This is a genomic window from Tumebacillus permanentifrigoris, from assembly GCF_003148565.1.
Lineage (GTDB): Bacteria > Bacillota > Bacilli > Tumebacillales > Tumebacillaceae > Tumebacillus > Tumebacillus permanentifrigoris.
In genome coordinates this window covers 1-14,121 of record NZ_QGGL01000027.1, presented here as the reverse complement: position 1 = coordinate 14,121, position 14,121 = coordinate 1, and the positions used below count along the sequence as shown (strand labels likewise).

At 52.8% G+C, this 14,121-nt stretch carries 22 protein-coding genes and 1 pseudogene; 22 read left to right on the top strand and 1 reads right to left on the bottom strand.

Translation table 11 applies throughout. From position 1 onward, the window contains the following. The first annotated feature begins 93 nt into the window (after positions 1-93). The 5 genes and pseudogenes from C7459_RS21305 (at position 94) to C7459_RS24055 (ending at position 3,998) form a co-directional block, all read left to right on the top strand. Positions 94-1,659, top strand: coding sequence for a DNA-binding protein (locus C7459_RS21305; protein ID WP_109691292.1), 1,566 nt, complete (start codon positions 94-96; stop codon positions 1,657-1,659). Positions 1,660-1,777: 118 nt separating this feature from the next. Then, a pseudogene (gene sigK, locus C7459_RS21300) lies at positions 1,778-2,212 on the top strand (RNA polymerase sporulation sigma factor SigK); the annotation flags it as partial. Positions 2,213-2,338: 126 nt separating this feature from the next. Beyond that, positions 2,339-3,544, top strand: a complete 1,206-nt coding sequence (locus tag C7459_RS21295; RefSeq protein ID WP_109691291.1) for a tetratricopeptide repeat protein — start codon at positions 2,339-2,341, stop codon at positions 3,542-3,544. 30 nt (positions 3,545-3,574) lie between these two features. Continuing rightward, on the top strand, positions 3,575-3,748 hold the full coding sequence (locus C7459_RS23555; RefSeq protein WP_170119601.1) for a hypothetical protein: 174 nt from the start codon (positions 3,575-3,577) through the stop codon (positions 3,746-3,748). Between the two features lie 115 nt (positions 3,749-3,863). Further along, the gene (locus C7459_RS24055; protein WP_281272797.1) at positions 3,864-3,998 is read left to right on the top strand and encodes a hypothetical protein; all 135 of its coding nucleotides are present in this window, start codon (positions 3,864-3,866) and stop codon (positions 3,996-3,998) included. An 85-nt stretch (positions 3,999-4,083) separates the two neighbouring features. Here C7459_RS24055 and C7459_RS21290 read toward each other — a convergent pair whose 3' ends face one another. Further along, positions 4,084-4,485 (bottom strand): helix-turn-helix domain-containing protein, encoded by a 402-nt coding sequence (locus tag C7459_RS21290; protein WP_170119600.1) that lies wholly within the window; start codon positions 4,483-4,485, stop codon positions 4,084-4,086. 156 nt (positions 4,486-4,641) lie between these two features. On the opposite strand from C7459_RS21290, the gene C7459_RS21285 reads away from it, so the two are divergent. The 17 genes from C7459_RS21285 to C7459_RS21210 form a co-directional block, all read left to right on the top strand. Next, on the top strand, positions 4,642-4,878 hold the full coding sequence (locus C7459_RS21285) for a helix-turn-helix domain-containing protein (protein WP_109691289.1): 237 nt from the start codon (positions 4,642-4,644) through the stop codon (positions 4,876-4,878). 106 nt (positions 4,879-4,984) lie between these two features. Then, positions 4,985-5,167, top strand: a complete 183-nt coding sequence (locus tag C7459_RS21280) for a hypothetical protein (RefSeq protein ID WP_109691288.1) — start codon at positions 4,985-4,987, stop codon at positions 5,165-5,167. Positions 5,168-5,208: 41 nt separating this feature from the next. Beyond that, entirely contained in the window at positions 5,209-5,400 is a 192-nt protein-coding gene (locus C7459_RS24210) for a helix-turn-helix domain-containing protein (protein ID WP_109691287.1), read from the top strand. A gap of 99 nt (positions 5,401-5,499) precedes the next feature. Next, positions 5,500-5,916, top strand: a complete 417-nt coding sequence (locus C7459_RS21270; RefSeq protein ID WP_109691286.1) for a DUF5348 domain-containing protein — start codon at positions 5,500-5,502, stop codon at positions 5,914-5,916. After that, positions 5,913-6,170: a zinc-finger domain-containing protein gene (locus C7459_RS21265; RefSeq protein WP_109691285.1), complete on the top strand. Its 258-nt coding sequence runs from the start codon at positions 5,913-5,915 to the stop codon at positions 6,168-6,170. The genes C7459_RS21270 and C7459_RS21265 overlap by 4 nt, the downstream gene beginning before the upstream one ends. A 164-nt stretch (positions 6,171-6,334) precedes the next feature. Beyond that, positions 6,335-6,766 (top strand): hypothetical protein, encoded by a 432-nt coding sequence (locus C7459_RS21260; protein WP_109691284.1) that lies wholly within the window; start codon positions 6,335-6,337, stop codon positions 6,764-6,766. 134 nt (positions 6,767-6,900) lie between these two features. Next, positions 6,901-7,665, top strand: coding sequence for a ParA family protein (locus tag C7459_RS21255; RefSeq protein ID WP_109691283.1), 765 nt, complete (start codon positions 6,901-6,903; stop codon positions 7,663-7,665). Beyond that, positions 7,662-8,093 (top strand): hypothetical protein, encoded by a 432-nt coding sequence (locus tag C7459_RS21250; protein WP_109691282.1) that lies wholly within the window; start codon positions 7,662-7,664, stop codon positions 8,091-8,093. Before C7459_RS21255 ends, C7459_RS21250 begins: the two co-directional genes overlap by 4 nt. Continuing rightward, the gene (locus C7459_RS21245) at positions 8,074-8,841 is read left to right on the top strand and encodes a hypothetical protein (RefSeq protein WP_109691281.1); all 768 of its coding nucleotides are present in this window, start codon (positions 8,074-8,076) and stop codon (positions 8,839-8,841) included. Before C7459_RS21250 ends, C7459_RS21245 begins: the two co-directional genes overlap by 20 nt. Positions 8,842-8,860: 19 nt before the next feature. Next, positions 8,861-9,238: a hypothetical protein gene (locus tag C7459_RS21240; protein WP_109691280.1), complete on the top strand. Its 378-nt coding sequence runs from the start codon at positions 8,861-8,863 to the stop codon at positions 9,236-9,238. Further along, positions 9,235-9,471, top strand: coding sequence for a hypothetical protein (locus C7459_RS21235; protein WP_109691279.1), 237 nt, complete (start codon positions 9,235-9,237; stop codon positions 9,469-9,471). The genes C7459_RS21240 and C7459_RS21235 overlap by 4 nt, the downstream gene beginning before the upstream one ends. Before the next feature lie 169 nt (positions 9,472-9,640). Then, entirely contained in the window at positions 9,641-9,778 is a 138-nt protein-coding gene (locus C7459_RS23550) for a hypothetical protein (RefSeq protein ID WP_170119599.1), read from the top strand. 28 nt (positions 9,779-9,806) lie between these two features. Continuing rightward, on the top strand, positions 9,807-9,989 hold the full coding sequence (locus C7459_RS21230; RefSeq protein WP_146201066.1) for a hypothetical protein: 183 nt from the start codon (positions 9,807-9,809) through the stop codon (positions 9,987-9,989). Positions 9,990-10,024: 35 nt separating this feature from the next. Next, positions 10,025-10,858 carry a DNA adenine methylase gene (locus C7459_RS21225; RefSeq protein ID WP_109691277.1) on the top strand — a complete coding sequence of 278 codons (834 nt, stop codon included), beginning with the start codon at positions 10,025-10,027 and terminating at the stop codon, positions 10,856-10,858. 14 nt (positions 10,859-10,872) lie between these two features. Continuing rightward, positions 10,873-11,970: a radical SAM protein gene (locus C7459_RS21220; protein WP_109691276.1), complete on the top strand. Its 1,098-nt coding sequence runs from the start codon at positions 10,873-10,875 to the stop codon at positions 11,968-11,970. Positions 11,971-11,984: 14 nt separating this feature from the next. Continuing rightward, positions 11,985-13,148: a phosphoadenosine phosphosulfate reductase domain-containing protein gene (locus tag C7459_RS21215; protein WP_170119598.1), complete on the top strand. Its 1,164-nt coding sequence runs from the start codon at positions 11,985-11,987 to the stop codon at positions 13,146-13,148. 17 nt (positions 13,149-13,165) lie between these two features. Next, the coding region (locus C7459_RS21210) for a phosphoadenosine phosphosulfate reductase domain-containing protein (protein ID WP_109691274.1) at positions 13,166-14,121 on the top strand (956 nt) is incomplete at its 3' end.

Genomic DNA, 14,121 nt, shown 5'->3' with positions numbered 1-14,121 from the left:
GAGAAAATTTACAAAAATAGATTTCCTTCTTAATAATTATCGTGTACAATGAAACTAGTTCAAACACTCAAAATGATGGAGGTCATCCTCAACATGAACCTGAAAGGTAAATTCCTTACGACAGCTCTGGCTGTCACCTTTGCCCTCCCGCTGGCCCTGCCGACGCTCGCAGTGCACGCGGAAGGTCCGTCCGATCCGGCACCGTATATCAATGCAGTAGCTGCAAACGGCAAGAAAGTCCTGTTTGACAACACGCACGGACAGACAGCAGGTGCGGCAGACTGGGTCATCGACGGCGGGTTCTCCGATTTCGGGAATGCACTTGCGAACAACGGTTTCTATGTGAAGGAACTGCGCAAAACCACCCCGATCACGTTGACCGACCTCTCTGGATATGATGTACTCGTCATCGGGGAAGCGAACATCCCGTACAAGACGAGCGAGCAACAAGCGATGGTCGACTATGTGAAGGGTGGCGGCTCGATCTTCTTTATCGCGGACCACTACAACGCAGACCGCAACAAAAACCGTTGGGACGCGTCTGAAGTCTTCAACGGGTACCGCCGTGGCGCTTGGACCAATCCGGCGCAGGGCATGAATACAGAAGAAGCAAGCTCTGCGGCGATGTCCGACGTGGCTTCCTCCGACTGGCTCGGCACGAACTTCGGCGTCCGTTTCCGCTACAACGCGATCGGCGACGTCAACGCGAGCAACGTCGTAGCTTCGTCGCAAGCGTTCGGCATCACCGCAGGCGTCTCCTCCGTGGCGATGCATGCAGGTTCGACCCTCGCAGTCCTCGACCCGACCAAAGCCAAAGGGATCGTCTACCTCCCGTCGACCACAGCCAAGTGGGCGAGCGCGGTTGACCAAGGCGTCTACAACGGCGGCGGCGTAGCAGAGGGTCCGTTCGCAGCAGTCGCGAAACTGGGCGGCGGCAAAGCAGCGTTCATCGGTGACTCCTCCCCGGTTGAGGATGCGACTCCGAAGTACGTGCGCGAAGAGAACGGCGCAACCAAAACCACATATGATGGTTTCAAAGAAGTCAACGACAGCACCTTCCTCGTGAACACCGTGAAGTGGCTGGCGACCAAGGAGTCCTACACCGCGCTGAACCAAGTGGCAGGTCTGACCTTGGATTCCCCGACCACGCTGTACTCTTGGGAACAACCGGCGAACACCACCGAACCGCAAGCAGAACCGTGGGCCGCGCCGGCAGCAGGGTACAAATGGTATGATGCAACCACCTTCAAAGCGGGTTCCTATGGATATGGCACCGTCGTCAACCCGAACCCGACCGGCCCGTATGCGTTTGTACACCAAGCGACCTTGCCGAATCAGTACGCCTTCAAGGTCCGCATCGTAGCGAACGGTTGGGCGGCAGGTTCGACCCAGACGCTGTTCAACCTCGGCATCTACAACGGCAGCGGCACCCAAGTTGCGAAAGTGCAAAATGCAGATGGCACCTGGCCGACTGCGTATGGCTACAGCTCGAACTTCTCGATGACCGCTGATGCAAACGGTCAAGCCGTGAAGGAAGTCAACGTGCAGATCAACCCGACCACGACCGGTTCGGCAAGCCTGCGCCTGCGTCAAAGCTCCACAGCGAAACTAACGGAAGCTGTCACCATCGGCAACGTCGTGGTCACTCCGCTCCCGTAGTTATCCGAAAAGAAACCTGTTCTTGCCATCTGGCGGGAACAGGTTTTTTTCCCGTACAGGCTAGGAAAACAAGCACTCCCACATACAATGAAACACAAAAGTGGGAGGTGAACGACGGATGCCCGGATTCCTAACTGCGGTCGTGTTGTTGCTCAAGGAGATCACTCTGTTCGTCTCTTACATCAAGAACAACGCGTTCCCGCAACCTCTGTCAGAGGAGGAAGAGAGCAAAAACCTCCGTTTGATGGCGGAGGGCGATGAACACGCGCGCAACAAGTTGGTGGAACACAACTTGCGCCTCGTCGCTCATATCGTCAAAAAGTTTGAAAACACCGGCGAAGACAGCGAGGATTTGATCTCGATTGGCACCATCGGACTGATCAAAGCCATTGAAAGCTTTTCAACAGGCAAAGGTACCAAGCTGGCGACTTATGCCGCTCGTTGTATCGAAAACGAAATCCTTATGCATTTACGCTCCCTGAAAAAGACGCGCAAGGACGTCTCCTTGCACGACCCGATCGGCACGGACAAGGAAGGGAATGAAATAACGCTATGATTATATCCGTTCAGTAAACCGCCATTCTAGGCGGTTTTTTCATTATCATCCTCGAATGGATTGTATGGTTCGACATTATTCTGTAAAATAACAATACTGAATAAATTAGGTGTGGTGAGCATAGTGGATGAGACTTTCAATCAAAAAGTCGGTCGGAATACTCTGGCGTTGCGAAATGAACGTGGCTTGAGTACTGATCACGCGTGGAAATTGTTACGTGGCTATGGATTTAGCAAGGCGACCATGAACAGAATCGAATTGGCCCGGAACTCCAACGACCCAGAGGCGAACAAGATTGAGGAAGACAAAATATCCGGCATCGCAGAGTTTCATAATGTTACTCCTGAGTCGATCACGGAAACTGATGAGGCGGTTAATGGCCTGATTGAGAAGATCGAGGTGGCGTACAAGAGGGGCAAAAAGGACGAGCAAGTACTTCAAATGCTGGACAAGCTCCTAACGCAACTGTTTTATGTTGATGACAAGGGAAAGTTGATCAAAAAGAACGGTGCTCCTCGAATTCGAGTTCGTGCTTTGTTACTGAGAGGGAAGTACGAATTTTTAAACGGAAATCATCCAGAATCTATCGACTGGTCGTCTCGGGCGCTGGAGATCGCAACGGCTGCTAAGGACTATGAAATGGTGCATATGTGTCGGAGTAATATAGCTAACGCTCATTTAGAGCAAGGTGAATGCTTTACGGTAATTCAGTTTATAAACGATGACGAACAGGACAAGACTTATGAATCTGACGAAAAACATAGTATGAACTATCTATTACTTGGGAGTGCATACAATAAATTGAAAGATTGGAACTTAGCAATTCGCCATATACAGTTGTCAATCGAGAAAACCTACAATAAATCAAGGTTGTCGAGGGCATATCAGCTACTTTCGCGTGCTTACCGAAACAAGAATATGATCAATGAGGCAATTGAACAACTGAATCAAGCAATGGAGTACGCTCAAGAAGTGAATGATAACCTCACTCAGATTTATGGCTATGAAACTCTAGGAGAAATTTTCCTGACACAAGGCGACCTTGATAAGGCTCTCTCAAGATTTTTACAAGGACACTCACTAGCTAAATCCTATGGAAGTTCGAAGGAAATCCTGCTACTCGAGTTTTTCGTAACTTACTGCAACTTAAATGTCCCGGAAGATGTTGACACTTTGGTCACTATCGCAACTCAGTACGAATCTTTGAATGTTGCTAAGACTTACAAGTCCACAATTTCCACATACGTTGCGAGAGCGGCAAGGAGTTACAGGCGATTTGATGTCGCGTTAGAGTATTACGAAAAAGCGATATCCACAGCTGAATTTTAATTGTATAGTTGTACTAGGGGGTGAGCCATCGTGAAAAAAATTGGGGCTGCAATATTTTGTTTGTTCGTTGTAGGTGCTTTACTATTGGGGAAAACACAACTTGCTTTCGATGCACCGATTGAACCGTATTCTTTAAAGAAAGTCGTCTTTGATGTTCCGATCGACCCGTATGGAAAGATCGCAATTGTAGCGAATCGTGGATAATAGTCTATGAGATAAATCAAAGCCTGTTTCAATGGTGTGAATGAGTAATGAAAAAACCTCCATCTTCGTTTATGATCATTATTAAGTGATCCAACGAAGATGGAGGTTTTTCCTTATGCATAAAGAAAAGCAAACTTTTACGCAACAGGACTTGCTTGATGATACCCAGCTTATCCCCAAGCACCGCGATGCGCTCTCGCGGGCGTTGTCGCTGGCTTCCGCTTCCGAAGGGGATGGTCAGTCCGTATGACTCACATAGAGGCTTACGTAGACGCTTTGCAAGCCCGTTGTAGCCGGCCTACCTATAAAAATAACCCCTCCTAGACTAGGAGGGGTTATTTTTCTTCGTCCGTACTATCTTCAATTGCTCTAATTTCTTTATCTAATGCGTCGACAACAAAAGGGATGCGCTCTTTTGGGATGTCGGTTACTATACCTTTTGCGATTTGATTACGTATACGCTTAAGGGTAGATAAACTTGCTTTTTCCTGTTCTCCAAAGTGATCAGGAACAGAGGTCTCCTGCTCCAATTCCGATCCATAAAGCTCACTTACATCAATATTACCCAATTCCGCAATCTTCAATACATCTTCGTGCTTTGGACGCTTCTTACCACTCTCCCAATCTGCGACGATGCTTTGTACTTTGCCGAAACGATCTGCAAATTGCCTCTGGGTCTCACCTAATGAATTGCGAATTTTTTTTATGGTAGGCCCAAAGTTTACCACACTACTCACAAACACCAACTCCTTAGTACAGGATAACATGAAAGGCGATAATCAGCGATAATTAATAGCCGATAGTGATAAAATATCGCAATTAGCGATTGACATATGGTGGTTATCAGGTATACTAAGACTATAAATCGCTTTTGGCGATGAGGGGGTGTTAAAATGAATCAAGACAAGCGCACTCCGATCAAAAGGCGACGTCAAGAACTTGGATACACCCAGAATGAGATTGCGAAACAATGTGAAATCTCGCAGTCACATTTCTCGGAGATTGAAAAAGGAATGAAGTCCCCTTCCGACCCTGTTAAAGTCAAGATCGCCGCGGCGTTGAGGTCAGATGTTCAAACTCTTTTTTTTGATTGTTATATCGCTTTTAGCGATCAGATTCAAATGCGTTAGTACAAGTCTATCAGACTTTACTAGTTTTTTGAATATCGTTTGGAGGTGAATTTCAATGGTTGTCCCCGCACCGTCCCCGCATAACCTTCCACGAGGTGATGTTAACTTGGGAAAAAAGCAAATGCAGTTCACCGAAGAACCTGTGCAAGTCATGATGCTGGGAGAAACGAAGGTCCGCATCTTCGCACCGATCATGACACCTGAGGAGTACCAGAAGCGTGACGAGGCGATTCACGCCGCAATTGCTTCGATCCTCAAATCGAAAATGGAAGCAGCAGCGGGAGCGTAAGCCTCCCGTGATGGACAAGCCCGGAAAGAGTGGTGAACCATATGCAAATCAACGGTAGCCTCCTCCGCTCAGCTCGTTTGAGCAAATGCTTGAAACAGCACGAACTCGCAGAAGGCATTTGCACTCCAGCAATGATCAGCCAGATCGAGACGGGTAAGGCGAATCCTTCCGATGAATTGATAAACCGCCTGTGCGGGAAGTTGGGGATCGACGTATCTGATCTTCAAAAGTAACACGAAATGGCGCAGGGCATGAGAAAGAGCCCGTAAAGACGTTTCCCTCCAAAGTAACCGGCACCACGCCGGATCTCCGAACGAAAGGTTGTGTCACCGATGATTAATTGGAAAGCAGTTATTTCGACCCAAGCAGATGTCCTGCACGCCGTGAACAAGAAGCTTGTCCCGGTTACTGATTGTGAACTCTCGAATGATGAGTATAAAGCAATTGAACAGGCGCAGGAACTGATCGACGACGCTCGCCGTCTCCTCGACTATTTCGCGGCTACACCCAAAGAAGGAACGCTTTACAAGAACGCTGCTGGTCGTTTCGAAATTCTAGATCGTGTGCTGACTAGCGGTAGCCGCCTTGAGATCATGGGAACCACTGAAGAAACCGAAGGCGAATGGTTTGTTGGTTCGGTTGAGTTCTCTGACGAATTCGGAGGGTACTACTTCAACCACAACCGTCACAAGGTGCCGCTACGCGTCGGTATGATCGTTCGGATACGCGAGTCGCCTAAGCGCTCATGAACTCCCTTCTCGCCGAACGTCGCCGCGTGTTGAACGAGATCGACCGCGTTCAACAACAGTTCTGCGTGGGGTGTACACGCTTCAAACCTGTGGGGCGTGAGTCGAAAGAGTCGTGGTGCCAACAAAACTGCGTTGTCACTTTCCAGTTTGAAGAGATCGGCGAGCGCCTGGTAGAACTTAGCGCGATTCGCCGCCAAGGAAAAGGGGTGACGATCCATGAGTTACAGCTACGAAATTCGTATCGAGGTACTTGATTCACCCGCGGCCAAGCCGGGCAGACGTAAAGCCGCAAAAAAGAAGAAGGCCTGACGCGGGAACGTCAGACCTTCGGATGTGAAGTTGGCAGCTATCAAACAAACCACCTTCGACAATTGCTGTATTTGTATCTTATCACGAATTGTCGAAAGGTGGAAGAGTCATGCCGGAAGTAGCAAAGCCCTCGCACGGTCGAGGATCGCAGAAACGGCGAGACCGCACCAAGATCACCCCGAACAATCGCAAACACGTTCAGGAGCGCTCTGAGGGCTTGTGCGAACGGTGTGCAATCTACTGCCTTAAACTTGGTGGACAGATGGCACATCTCGAAGGAGCCGGACAGCTTGGGCGCGGGGATATCCCGTGGAACATCTGTCTGCTGTGCCTCACCTGTCACAAGTGGGCAGACGGCACCGCCGAAGGCTACGAGTGGCGGCGTGAACGTCGTGTAGAGCTCGTATTGCAGTACAGCGTCCGTATCTGCGCCCGGCCCCTCTGCCGTGAAGAGACGGACAAGCTAGACGCTCTGCTCGAACCGATCTGCAAGACCTGTTCTGAACTATACCCGGAACGGATGCCCGGCCGCTCCTCTTAGGAGGACAAGCCCATGCAACAAGCAAGTGTTAAACCTTTTGCCTTCGGTCAGATCAAAGGTGGCGTTTGGGTCACTCGACCCGGCGGCCTGCCGGTGACTGTGGGCACGAGCTCCAATATGAAAGGGTGAACGACATGTCTTTAGCTAAAACCATCGCCGTCATGGTCGAGAAGGGTGGCGTCGGCAAGACGACGACGGCTGTGAATTTTTCGACGGGACTCGCAAATCGCGGCAAGCGCGTGTTGCTGATCGATCTTGACCCGCAAGGGAATGCCACGAACGAATGTGGGATCGACCCGACAGGGAGCTCTACTTACGACCTCTTCAAAGGAACGTTCTCCGCTGCCGTCACCAAGTGGGGGTTCGATCTGATCGGGGCGACACAAGACCTCGCATCCATTCCTCTGGATCACTCCGGCAGGTACGAGATGCTGGCCGCTCAACTGACCGACAGTGTCAGAACACACTATGACTACATCATCATCGACATGCCGCCCGGAACGCTTGAGACGTTGCCCCTGAATGGTCTCTACGCCGCCGACGAGGTAATCATACCCCTGCAGGCAGAACAACACGCCAGCGATGGGGTAGCGGGCTTCATCGACACGCTCTGGTCACAGAACGAAGTCTTGGGGCGCGAGGTGAAGATCGCGGGTGTCCTGGTCACGATGTACACGGCGTCATCGCCTGAATGTCGCCAGATCGTGCAGGAGGCTACTGATGCGTTCGACGACCTTGGGATACCGATCTTCGTCACGAAGATCCCGCGATCCCGGATCTTCCCGAACGCGGTACGCCGTGGTCACATCGCGCTGGTGAAGTACAAGAGCCATAAGGCGGTTAAGGCCTACCAAGACCTCGCTGACGAGTACCTGTTGCGCGAAGTGAATCGGCCATGAGTGACCGGCGCAATACGTTTCAACGCCTAAAAGAGCGGCAGGCGCAGGCAAACCACACCGACATCCCAACCGACATGTCGAACGACATTCCGAAAAGCATTCCAGAAGAAATGCCGAACGGAATGCCGAACGGAATGCCGAACGGAATGCCGAACGGAATGCCGAACGGAATGCCGAACGGAATGCCGAACGGAATGCCGAACGGGGAATTGTCAGAAGAGTTACAATCCCTTGTCAAACCGAAGACGAAGTTGATCCATACCAACATGAAGCTGACCCCAGAGAACCGCAAACGGTACGACGATCTCCCACCGGGTGACAAGTACCGTCTGATGAACCTGTGCATCGCACTTGGTTTTGAGGAAGCAGTCAGGCGCGGCCTGATCGCGGAAGGGGGTGTATCGCAGAATGAAGACGACAACGAGTAAACTCCTGTTCGACGAGGAACCGCTGATCATCCAACCAACGCTGGTGAAAATCCTTGGTGGAGTCCCCGAGGCTGTCTTCGTCCAGCAACTCCACTATCGGTTACGTATCAGTCAAAACATACACGACGGGCGCAAGTGGGTTTACAACACGGCTGACGAGTGGGTTGAAGAACTCCGAGGTTTGTGGGTTGCAAAAACGATCAAACGGGCGGTAACCAAGCTGAGCAACTTAGGAGTCATCTTGATAGGCAACTACAACAAGCGCAAGGGTGACAATACGAACTGGTACACGATTGATTACATGGTTTTGGACAAGCTCAGTCAATGTCCCGAGGGCATGGACAAAATGTCCAAGCGCCAAAGACAGAATGTCCAGACTGAAAAGGACAACTTGTCCCCGCTAAAGGGACAAAAAGTCCCGATAAGAAGGAGACAAATTGTCCCGACCATTACCAAAGTATATAAAAAGTCTTTCAAAAAAGACCCAAAGAACTATCCTCCTACAACACGTGATGCGGATGGAATTTGGTTGATGATTCTTGCACAGATCGAACCGAAGCTGTCGCGAGGGGTCTACACCGTATGGTTCCTCACTGCAAACGTGCAAGGTTTCGAAGGTGATACCCTCATCATCGAGTGTCGAGATGCCAATCACATGGAGTGGTGCTACAAGCACAGCACCATCGTCCTTGAGGGCATCAAGGAACTGAACGAACCGATCGGCATCAAGTTTGTAGTCAAGAAGTGAGGAAGGGGGAAGCGTCGACGTGTTGAGACAATCCAAGCACGACCCACGCACAGAACTGTTCATGAACCTCCAAGCGGAGTTTCGCGCCAATGGCCTGACACATCCGATCATCCAAAAGCAATTCGCATCTGTTGCGCTAGGACGCAAGATCGAAGTCGGGGACAAGCTGTCCTACGAGGATCTGCATAAATGCCTCTGCTACTTCAACGGGACGGAGGAAGCCGGGTTTGTGGCCCTGCTCTTGCGAACTCATCACGCGAAGAAGTGGAAGCCTGACTACATGACCTTGGTTATCAAAGAGGTCACGGGTAAGCAACGGATCTCAGAGCTCACCGCCATAGACCTGGTCATGATCTTGCAGCACGTCGGCGTGATCCCCAGTGAGGAAACGGCATGAGCAACTGGTATCTGCTCCGAAACGCCGTAGAGGATCTGACCTACCTGCGCAAATGGACCCCTGAGTACCGCAAGATCGTGCTTCGGCACCACACGGGAAATGACAACCTGTCAGAGTTCGTCGAGGCCGACTTTCGCAAGTTGTTTCGAGGCCTAGAGGTCGATCCGTACCAGATCAGCAAGATTGCCGACTCCAAGCGAAATAACTCCAAGCGGAGGGAGAAGTCCGCATGATCAACTCAAAGTGCAAGTCGTGTATTCACGATTGCAAACAAAAAGATCACATCCGGGTTATCGGTTGCCCGCGATATAAACAACCACCTAAGCAATCAAAGCCGCCCGAGCAGTTGGTGTTGAAACTGAGCTTCGGGAGTAAAAAGCGGGCGCAGGGAGGGCAAGGTGCATGAACCTGAACGCTATTGACTACTGCGGTATGGCTTCCTTGGTTGCTGTACTGGCCGCACTGGTTTTCCTACGAGTCAACGGGAAGATGAACATCGCGGTCGAGCTGTGGAGTGACCCGGATGCAGACAGCTACTAGTATTGGTCACGCGAAAGGGGTGGGGGCCGTGAAACAAACAAGTGAGGCGCCGATCAAAGACACAATGGGTTGGTTCACGACCCTTCCGATCCGCACCAAACAGCAAGCATGGTTTCACGCTGAAACCCTGAAAAATCAAGGCTACAGAACGCTGGTCCGTTCCACAAAACCAGACGGTAAGGGAGACTGGATAATCTACTACCGCCGATAAACGACCGCCGATTTCGGTGGAGGGAGGGGGAGAGCATGGCAAAGTCACCGCTGATCTGGTTCGGCGGCAAAGGCAAGGTCGCTGAGCACATCATCAGCCGAATGCCGGTGCACAAGTCGTACATCGAGCCGTTCGGTGGCGCAGCCCATGTCATTGCCGCGAAGCCCCGCGTATCACTCGAAGTGTACAACGACATTGATGGAGTTGTGGTGAACTTCATCATGACTGCCATCGAGGAACCTGAACGGCTTGCGCGGGCTTGTGCCCCGATTCCTTACAGTCGTCACCTCTACGAGACGTGGAAGACCCAACCGCTCCCTGTCGAACGCTTCGCCCGCGCTGTCCGCTATTTTTACATGAACCGCTGCGGGATTGCCAAGGGTAATCGGCGAGAGGTCTCAAACACCGGGTGGCGTCACAGTACGATGCCTGGTCAAAACCCGGCGGTCGGCTATCAAACGGCCGTCCGCCGAATCGAAGATTTCAGCCTACGGATGACAGGCGTTCAGATCGAGCGCAAGGACTTCCGCGAGATCATCCAGCGGTACGACCACGAGGACGCGCTGTTCTATATCGACCCTCCTTACATCGGCAAGGAAAAGTGGTACGCGGGGAACTTCACCGAAGATGATCACCGAGATCTCGCCGCGCTGCTCCAGCAGATCAAAGGCAAAGCAATCGTCTCGTACTACGACGACCCGCTGTTGCACGAGCTGTATCCCTGTTGGCGCAGAGAGACGTTCGACAGCTTCAAACATAGGCCGGGCGGTAACAACGATTACGCCGAAGAACTCCTGCTTTTCAACTGGCAAGAGGAGCACAAAGAGCAAGACAAACCACAAACCGAGCAGCTTGGCCTGTTGGTTTAGGGAGGGGGAAGACGATGCGTATCGGCATCCTCGACATCGACACGAAAAAAGAGAAGATGGGCCACGGCAAGCACGAGAAGTTCCCGAACCTCGCTTGCGGAAAAATCTTCGGATACCACATGGAGCGCGGCGACGAGATCGTGTATCCGTGGAAAGGTGAGCGGGTGGACAAACTCTACATCTCGACGATCTTCTCTTGGTCACGGCAGGCGCTGGAACGGCAGATGCCCTACTTCCAGAGCCGAGCAGACGAGGTAGTGGTCGGCGGGACGGGCGCAGATTGGAGAAGTAAACTCCCCCCCGAAATGGAAAATATCGGGCATCAATGGACTTACGATCTGTACGACATCGATTACGGGATTGGCTTCACGATTCGCGGCTGCCACGTCGGTTGCTCGTTCTGTGTGGTCCCGCGTAAGGAAGGTCTTCGGGAGTACCGAGTCGCCACTGTCGGCGAGCTGGTGAACCCGCGAAGTAACCACCTTGTGCTGCTGAACAACAACAGCCTCGCGGACATCGGATTCTTCGAAGACGTAGAGGAGATCCGGGAGCGCGGCCTGACGGTGAACTGGAACCAGGCGAACGACATCACACTCGTCACAGACCGCCACGCCGAGGCGCTGGCATCGGTCAAGTATTACAACTTCGCCAAGACCAGCCGGATGCTCCACTTCTCGTGGGATCAGATGATCAAACGGAAGATCGACCCCGCGACCGGTCAGCGTGTCGAATACGACATGAGCAAGACCGTCCCGGAGCAGATCGCCCGACTGAAAGCTCACGGCATCCCGCCTCACCACCTGACGTTCTACATGCTGATCGGGTTCGACACGACGCTGGAGGAGGACATGCACCGCTTCCGCACACTCCGTGAGTTGGGGTGCGAGGTCTACGCGATGCAGTTCCGGGATCTGAACGGCAAGAACGGCGTCGATGGCAAAGGAAATCCGCAACACCCGCACGTTCGTCACTTTCGGAAGTGGATAAATGGGTGGGGATACAAGGCTTGCGCGTTCGAGGAGTTCCGTCCGTATCTGGACGAGATCGATAGGCAGGAGAAAGAAGGACGCGAACGGGCGGCGCAGACGGCACTTGATCTGTTCGCAGTATGAGAGGAGGAGAGAATGTGCAACTGAGCCTGTTCGAAGATGCGAAGCCGTTGACGCTGGTCGAGAAGGTTCGGGCAGCCGTGGACGAGATCAAGGAATTGTACCTCGACCGAACGACACCCGGCCCGTGGGCCGTAGCGTGTAGCTTCGGCAAAGACAGCACCACCGTCCTATCGCTGGTCTGCCGGGCCATCCAAGAGATTCCCGTCGACGGGCGGTGGCGCGAGGTGTACGTGGTCACCTCCGACACCAAGATCGAAAACCCCGAGATGGAATTTTATGCGCACAACCAATCCCGCTTGGTGAACGAGTGGGCGAAAGAAAACGCCATCCCGATTACATCGCGAATCGTGAGTCGTGAACTCAAGAGGTCGTTTTGGGTGGTCCACTTGGGAAAAGGGTATCCGCTACCAGGTAACGGCAGGGATCGTACCTGTACGCACCAGCTCAAGATCGAACCACAGAACAACTTCCTGCAAGAACTCAAGCCAGCACTGTTGCTTCTTGGTTCCCGTGATGATGAGTCGAGCCGCCGTGCTCGCACGATCGCAAAGTACGAGGATGAGAAGGCCAGCCGCTTCGGGGAGTCGCCGTATCAAAAAGGCATCAAGTTCTATACCCCGATCCGAACGGTTACGACCGAGGAGATCTGGGAGTTCCTACAGGCCCCGCTCCCGTGGGGCTCCAGCATCGAGATACGGCGCCTCTACCGCGAGGCAACAGGTGAGTGCGGCCTGATCAACCCCGCAGGAGCTACGAAGGCGCGGAACGCATGCGGAGCCCGCTTCGGTTGCTGGGTCTGCCCGCCGCTACAGCGTGACAAAAGCACCGAGAACATGGCACTCATCCACGAATGGCTGCACCCGCTGACAGAGTTTCGTAAAGAGCTCAAAGAGGCGTGGGACGGCAAGAAGAACCCGCAGAACCGAAGTGGCTTCATGCGGAACCAGAAGCTCCTGAAACCAGGGCAGGGGTGCATCACAATCCCGACGCGCAAGCACCTGTTCCAACGTCTCATGGAAGTGCAGGAGGAAGTCAACGACATCCGGGAGCAGGACGGACTCGATCCGCTCGTGCTGATCGATGACGAGGAGATCGAGACGATCCAAGCGCAGTGGGTGGAAGACGAACAAGACCGACCGTGGTTGATGGCAGCGATGCCTGTTGACCCCGCTGTTTGAGAGAGGAGGGGAAGATGATGAACGCAGTACAACTCGACCTGTTCGCCGAGACGCTAGGCAGACAAGAAGCTTTGGAACGGCTTGTCAATGCACTCAAACAGGTAAAGCCAAAGCACAAACTCTTGCCCTTGGATGAGTATCACGTCATCATCGTCCAAATATCTGGCGGGAAGGACAGTGTAGCTTGCGTGCTTCATCTCCTCGAACAAGGTATCCAACCCGAGAATATCCTGCTCTGGCACCAAGAGGTTGACGGACGGGACAGGCAGTTTATGGACTGGCCCTGCACGAGACGGTACCTCGAACTGTTCGCTCAGAAGTTCGGACTCCGCTTAGAGTTCCAGTGGCGGAAGGGCGGCTTCCTGACAGAGCTCATGAAGAAGGACGCAGTTTCCGCGCCGGTCTGCTTCGAACTCAACAGCGAAGTGGTAACTCTACCCGCTGGGCAGGGGGCGAAAGTCGCGACACGCAGACGTTGGCCCGCGTTGGCCGCCAGTCTCCAAACACGGTGGTGCAGTTCGTCGTTGAAGATAGACGTCGCCACCCGCGCGCTGAACAATCACCCTGATTTCACCAAGTCAGGCTTGAACATCCTTGTTGTGACCGGTGAGCGTCGGGAGGAGTCGTCAGCACGAGCGAAGTACGAGGAGGCGTTGCCGCATAAGTCCAACAGCCTGCGCCGTCGCGTCGACCAATGGAGAGCGGTAATCGACTGGACGGAGCGCGAGGTGTGGGAGATCTTCGAACGGTTCAATCTCTTGCCGCATCCGGCCTACATGCTTGGTTTCTCCCGGTGCTCATGCTTTGGCTGTATCTTCAACACCGCCGACCTATGGGCGATGATGCGAGAGATCGCGCCGGAACGCTTCGCTCGCCTGGCATACATCGAACGAAAGATTCAGTTCACCATCGACAACAAGTTGACACTGGAAGAGAAAGCGAACAAGGGCAGACTCCACCGCCTCCCGCTCGA

What these genes read in the sequence shown, in the direction of transcription:
- C7459_RS21235 (WP_109691279.1), top strand. Translation starts at nt 9,235, where the DNA reads ATGAGCAACTGGTATCTGCTCCGAAACGCCGTAGAGGATCTGACCTAC.
- C7459_RS21270 (WP_109691286.1), top strand. Translation starts at nt 5,500, where the DNA reads ATGATTAATTGGAAAGCAGTTATTTCGACCCAAGCAGATGTCCTGCAC.
- C7459_RS24055 (WP_281272797.1), top strand. Translation starts at nt 3,864, where the DNA reads ATGCATAAAGAAAAGCAAACTTTTACGCAACAGGACTTGCTTGATGAT.
- C7459_RS21260 (WP_109691284.1), top strand. Translation starts at nt 6,335, where the DNA reads ATGCCGGAAGTAGCAAAGCCCTCGCACGGTCGAGGATCGCAGAAACGG.
- C7459_RS21265 (WP_109691285.1), top strand. Translation starts at nt 5,913, where the DNA reads ATGAACTCCCTTCTCGCCGAACGTCGCCGCGTGTTGAACGAGATCGAC.
- C7459_RS21285 (WP_109691289.1), top strand. Translation starts at nt 4,642, where the DNA reads ATGAATCAAGACAAGCGCACTCCGATCAAAAGGCGACGTCAAGAACTT.
- C7459_RS21305 (WP_109691292.1), top strand. Translation starts at nt 94, where the DNA reads ATGAACCTGAAAGGTAAATTCCTTACGACAGCTCTGGCTGTCACCTTT.
- C7459_RS24210 (WP_109691287.1), top strand. Translation starts at nt 5,209, where the DNA reads ATGCAAATCAACGGTAGCCTCCTCCGCTCAGCTCGTTTGAGCAAATGC.
- C7459_RS21250 (WP_109691282.1), top strand. Translation starts at nt 7,662, where the DNA reads ATGAGTGACCGGCGCAATACGTTTCAACGCCTAAAAGAGCGGCAGGCG.
- C7459_RS21245 (WP_109691281.1), top strand. Translation starts at nt 8,074, where the DNA reads ATGAAGACGACAACGAGTAAACTCCTGTTCGACGAGGAACCGCTGATC.
- C7459_RS21225 (WP_109691277.1), top strand. Translation starts at nt 10,025, where the DNA reads ATGGCAAAGTCACCGCTGATCTGGTTCGGCGGCAAAGGCAAGGTCGCT.
- C7459_RS23550 (WP_170119599.1), top strand. Translation starts at nt 9,641, where the DNA reads ATGAACCTGAACGCTATTGACTACTGCGGTATGGCTTCCTTGGTTGCT.
- C7459_RS21220 (WP_109691276.1), top strand. Translation starts at nt 10,873, where the DNA reads ATGCGTATCGGCATCCTCGACATCGACACGAAAAAAGAGAAGATGGGC.
- C7459_RS21255 (WP_109691283.1), top strand. Translation starts at nt 6,901, where the DNA reads ATGTCTTTAGCTAAAACCATCGCCGTCATGGTCGAGAAGGGTGGCGTC.